The 4,581-nt window shown below is 62.6% G+C and carries 5 protein-coding genes; 4 read left to right on the forward strand and 1 reads right to left on the reverse strand.

Annotation, left to right across the window (positions count from 1 at the left end):
* A partial coding sequence (locus MNBBLIKP_RS07675) for a LysM peptidoglycan-binding domain-containing protein (RefSeq protein WP_140420549.1) occupies nucleotides 1-187 on the reverse strand: 187 nt, incomplete at its 3' end.
* Nucleotides 188-516: 329 nt separating this feature from the next.
* Here MNBBLIKP_RS07675 and rpsA point away from each other — a divergent pair.
* The 4 genes from rpsA to MNBBLIKP_RS07695 all read left to right on the forward strand — a co-directional run bounded on the left by rpsA (nucleotide 517) and on the right by MNBBLIKP_RS07695 (nucleotide 4,492).
* The gene (rpsA, locus tag MNBBLIKP_RS07680) at nucleotides 517-2,220 is read left to right on the forward strand and encodes a 30S ribosomal protein S1 (protein WP_088309128.1); all 1,704 of its coding nucleotides are present in this window, start codon (nucleotides 517-519) and stop codon (nucleotides 2,218-2,220) included.
* A 92-nt stretch (nucleotides 2,221-2,312) separates the two neighbouring features.
* The gene (locus MNBBLIKP_RS07685) at nucleotides 2,313-2,633 is read left to right on the forward strand and encodes a hypothetical protein (protein WP_088309130.1); all 321 of its coding nucleotides are present in this window, start codon (nucleotides 2,313-2,315) and stop codon (nucleotides 2,631-2,633) included.
* 24 nt (nucleotides 2,634-2,657) lie between these two features.
* The gene (gloB, locus tag MNBBLIKP_RS07690; RefSeq protein WP_088309132.1) at nucleotides 2,658-3,416 is read left to right on the forward strand and encodes a hydroxyacylglutathione hydrolase; all 759 of its coding nucleotides are present in this window, start codon (nucleotides 2,658-2,660) and stop codon (nucleotides 3,414-3,416) included.
* Nucleotides 3,417-3,517: 101 nt separating this feature from the next.
* A complete protein-coding gene (locus tag MNBBLIKP_RS07695) occupies nucleotides 3,518-4,492 on the forward strand; it encodes an NADPH:quinone oxidoreductase family protein (RefSeq protein ID WP_088309134.1) in 975 nt (324 codons plus the stop codon).
* The last annotated feature ends 89 nt before the right edge of the window (nucleotides 4,493-4,581 follow it).

Here is a 4,581-nt window from a genome sequence, read left to right on the forward strand (position 1 = left end):
GCGGAGGAGGAGGAGGCGTCGGAGTGCTCGCCGCAGGAATCTTCAGCTTTTGTCCCGGGTGGATCAGCGCCGGATTGGTAATCGCGTTACGATGGGCAATAGCAGCAGCACTAACCCCGTATTTCTGCGCGATTTTCCCAAGCGATTCGCCGGATTTCACGGTATGGATAATCTCACTCGCCGGCATTGGCCTGCCTCCTGGTTCCCCTGCCCATCAGGCTACCCCCAGCGCGCGGCCCCGGCAATGTGATATGTCGCACAAGTTTTGCGTGGCTGCTGGGCGCGCTGCCGCCATTTCCCTTGCTTTTGCACCACCCCTGCCCTAGGGGCCGCCGGTCCGCGCGGGGGCTCGCCCTTGCCCGGATGCCACGGACGGCATGAGGCCCCCGTGGCGGATCGGCCCTTTTGGCCCGCTTAAAACCTTCCCTACCCGGGAGGGCGGCAATGGTGCCGCAGCGGAGGAAAGACCGGCGGAAACAACCGCTTGGCCGGGAAAAACGTTGAAGGAACTTAGCAATGGCTAGCAACCCCACGCGCGATCAATTTGCCGCGCTGCTGGATGAATCGCTCGGCGGTGCCGCAGATGGCGGCTTCGAAGGCCGGGTGGTCAAGGGCACCATCACCGCGATCGAAAACGACAAGGCCGTCATCGACGTCGGTCTGAAGAGCGAAGGCCGCGTGCCGCTCAAGGAATTTTCCATGGCCGGCCAGCCCCACGGGCTGAGCGTTGGCGATGAAGTTGAAGTGTTCGTCGATCGCGTCGAGAACTCCGAAGGCGAAGCGATGCTGTCGCGCGACCGCGCCCGCCGCGAAGCTGCCTGGGACAAGCTTGAAAACGAGTTCGGCGAAGGCAAACGCGTTGACGGCGTGATCTTCGGCCGCGTCAAGGGCGGCTTCACCGTTGACCTCGACGGCGCCGTGGCCTTCCTGCCCGGCTCGCAGGTCGATATTCGTCCGGTGCGCGATGTGCAGCCGCTGATGGATATTCCGCAGCCGTTCCAGATCTTGAAGATGGATCGCCGCCGCGGCAACATTGTGGTCTCGCGCCGCGCCGTTCTGGAAGAAACCCGCGCTGAACAGCGCAGCGGCCTGATCCTGAACCTGTCCGAAGGCCAGATCATCGACGGCGTCGTCAAGAACATCACCGACTATGGTGCCTTCGTGGACCTGGGCGGGATCGACGGCCTGCTGCACGTCACCGACATGAGCTACAAGCGGGTTAATCACCCGAACGAAGTCATCAACATCGGTGACACCGTCAAGGTTCAGATCATCCGCATCAACCAGGACACCCAGCGCATCAGCCTGGGCATGAAGCAGCTGGAATCGGATCCGTGGGAAGGCGTTGCCGCCAAGTACCCGGTCGGCGCGAAGCTGCGCGGCCAGGTGACCAACATCACCGAATACGGCGCTTTCGTCGAACTGGAAGCCGGCATCGAAGGCCTGGTCCACGTTTCGGAAATGTCCTGGACCAAGAAGAACGTCCACCCCGGCAAGATCGTTTCGACCTCGCAGGAAGTCGACGTGCTGGTGCTGGAAGTTGACAGCGACAAGCGCCGCATCAGCCTGGGCCTCAAGCAGGCGCAGCAGAACCCCTGGGAAGCTTTCGCCGAAAAGCACCCGGTTGGTTCGTCGGTCGAAGGCGAAGTCAAGAACGCCACCGAATTCGGCCTGTTCATCGGGCTGGACGGCGACGTCGACGGCATGGTCCACATGTCGGACATCGCCTGGGGCATCTCGGGCGAAGACGCGCTGGCGCTGCACCGCAAGGGTGAGCAGGTTTCGGCCATCGTGCTTGACGTTGATGTCGAAAAGGAACGCATCAGCCTGGGCATGAAGCAGCTTGAAAAGGGCGCTCCGGCGGCCGGTGTTGCTGCTTCGGGCAGCACGCTGCGCAAGAACGAAGTTGTCACCGTCACCGTGCTCGAAGTGCGCGACGGGGGCCTGGAAGTTCAGGCTGGCGACGATGGCGCGACCGGCTTCATCAAGCGCAGCGACCTTGGCCGCGACCGCGACGAACAGCGCCCAGACCGCTTCCAGGTCGGCCAGAAGCTGGACGCCATGGTCACCGGCTTCGACCGCTCGAAGAAGCCGAACTTCTCGGTCAAGGCGCGTCAGCTGCACGAAGAAAAGGAAGCCGTGGAACAGTACGGTTCCTCGGATGCCGGCGCTTCGCTGGGCGACATCCTTGGCGCCGCGCTGAAGGCGAAGAAGGACTAATCCTCCTTTACGCCCATCAAGGCACACAAAGGCCCGTCCGGAGCGATCCGGGCGGGCTTTTGCTTTGTGCATGCATGAGCTAAGATCATAAAATGAACAACGAAATTGGCTGGCTCTTTTTCGGAATAGCAGGCGTGGCGATTGTCGTGGCATATCTGGCGACCGCCAGCGCCGTTACGGAAGTATGGGAATCGCGAGGGTTCGGTCAGAAGAAACCGCCTCCTGATTCGTTACCTGGCTGGTTTCGTTGGTCCTTGCTGATTCTTACTATCGGTTTTTTGTTGATCATCTGGTTTGGGCCGTGGGAGTATTTGCACCAGAAGCCGTATCTGGTTTTTGCGATGCAATTCGTCGCCTATGCGCTTTACGCGATATGGCAATGGTTTCAAAAGCTACGCCTTGGGATAACCTAACGCGTTAGGCAAAAGGCACCGGCTATGCTGCAAGTCCACCAATTCCCCTGCCTGTCCGACAACTACGGCTTTCTGCTCCACGATCCCGAAAGCGAGGAGACGGTGTGCATCGATACGCCCGATGCCGATACCTATCTGCGTGAGGCGGGATTGAAGCACTGGCAGATCACCCAGATCTGGAACACCCACTGGCACCCCGACCATGCCGGCGGGAACGAAGCGATCAAGGCGGCGACGGGTTGCACGGTGAGCGCATCCGAAGTGGACGCAGCGCGCACTCCGGCGGTGGACCGTGTGGTCCGGCACGGCGATACTTTGGCGATCGGGGCCTGGGACTTTCACGTGATCGACGTGGGCGGCCACACCAACGGCCATATCGCGCTGCATTCGGCCAGAGCGGACCTGGCCTTCGTTGGTGATGCGCTGTTCGCGCTGGGTTGTGGGCGGATGTTTGAAGGCACGCCGCCGCAGTTCTGGGCCAGCCTGTGCCGGTTGAAGGCGCTACCCCCCTCCACTCTGCTCTATTGCGCTCACGAATACACCGCCAGCAACGCGCGCTTTGCGGTCCATGCCGATCCGGACAACGCCAAGCTGCTGGACTATGTCGCCCACATCGAAAAGGCGCGCGCCGCAGGCAAGCCGACAGTGCCGACCACGCTCAGCCGCGAACTGGCCACCAACCCCTTCTTGCGCGCCGACGATCCGGACATGCAGGCGCGCTGGGGCAATGGCGATGCGGTGGAGACCTTTGCGGCACTGCGGGCGGCGAAGGACAGTTTCTAACAAACTCCTCAACGTCCGTTCGTGTCGAGCGAAGTCGAGACACGCCGCGCAGATGTCTCGACTTCGCTCGACACGAACGGTGACAAGGTATTGTGCTCGGAATGAAGGCTCTTACCGTCCACCATCTCTCGCCCGATCTCTCGGGCGTATCCCTGATCGATGCCCCGATGCCGGTCCGCCAGCCAGGGCAAGTGCTGGTGCGGGTGCGCGCCACCTCGCTCAATTTTCCTGACCTGCTGATGACCCGCGGCGAATACCAGTTCAAGCCGCAGCCGCCGTTCGTGCTTGGCCTGGAACTCGCGGGCGAAGTGGTGGAGGCGGATGCCGATAGTCCCCTTCCCATCGGCACCCGCGTGATGGGCGGTGGCAAGGGCGGGTGCATGGCTGATTTTGCTGCATTAGATCCCAGTGCATTGCGCCCGATCCCGGACAGCCTGAGCTTTCATCACGCCGCCGCGCTGGGGGCGGCATATGGCACGGCCTATACTGCGCTGGTCGAGATCGGCGGACTGAAAACGGGTGATTGGGTGCTGGTCCACGGCGCGACCGGGGGCGTCGGTCTGGCGGCGGCTGATCTGGCCAAAAGCCTTGGCGCCCGGGTGATCGCCACCACCGGCTCTCCGGCCAAGCTCGAAGCACTGAAAGCCGCCTGCGATCCCGATGCGGCGATCCTGGCCAGTGGCCGGTTCCGGGAAGCGGTGGCGGAAATCACCGGCGGGCACTTGTGCGATCTGGTCTATGATCCGGTTGGCGGCGATGTGTTCGATGAAAGCACCCGCTGCGTCGCCTTTGGCGGAAAGCTCCTGGTGATCGGCTTTGCCGGGGGGCGGATAGCGGACATTTCAACCAATATCCCGCTGATCAAAGGCTTCTCGGTCGTCGGGGTGCGCGCGGGCGAATATGCGCGGCGCTTTCCCGAACGCGGCACGGCGGTGCGGCAGGCGATGCTGGCTTTGGCAGCAGAGGGCAAGCTCCACCCCCACATCGACCGCGTCCTGCCAATCGAGCGCTGGCGCGAGGCGTTTGATGCCATGGCCGCGCGGGGGATTGTCGGGAAAGTCGTGCTCGAGCTTTGAGCCAAGATCCTCCCCCCTTGGAGGAAGTGCCGAACGCAGCGAGGCGGAGGGGGCTTATGAGACCGATCCCCCCTCCCCCCTCCGTCAGC

The organism is Novosphingobium sp. B 225, from assembly GCF_002198665.1.
GTDB lineage: Bacteria > Pseudomonadota > Alphaproteobacteria > Sphingomonadales > Sphingomonadaceae > Novosphingobium.

Excerpts from the sequence above, each read along its gene's own strand:
- rpsA (WP_088309128.1), top strand. The coding sequence starts at position 517 with ATGGCTAGCAACCCCACGCGCGATCAATTTGCCGCGCTGCTGGATGAA.
- MNBBLIKP_RS07695 (WP_088309134.1), top strand. The coding sequence starts at position 3,518 with ATGAAGGCTCTTACCGTCCACCATCTCTCGCCCGATCTCTCGGGCGTA.
- MNBBLIKP_RS07685 (WP_088309130.1), top strand. The coding sequence starts at position 2,313 with ATGAACAACGAAATTGGCTGGCTCTTTTTCGGAATAGCAGGCGTGGCG.
- gloB (WP_088309132.1), top strand. The coding sequence starts at position 2,658 with ATGCTGCAAGTCCACCAATTCCCCTGCCTGTCCGACAACTACGGCTTT.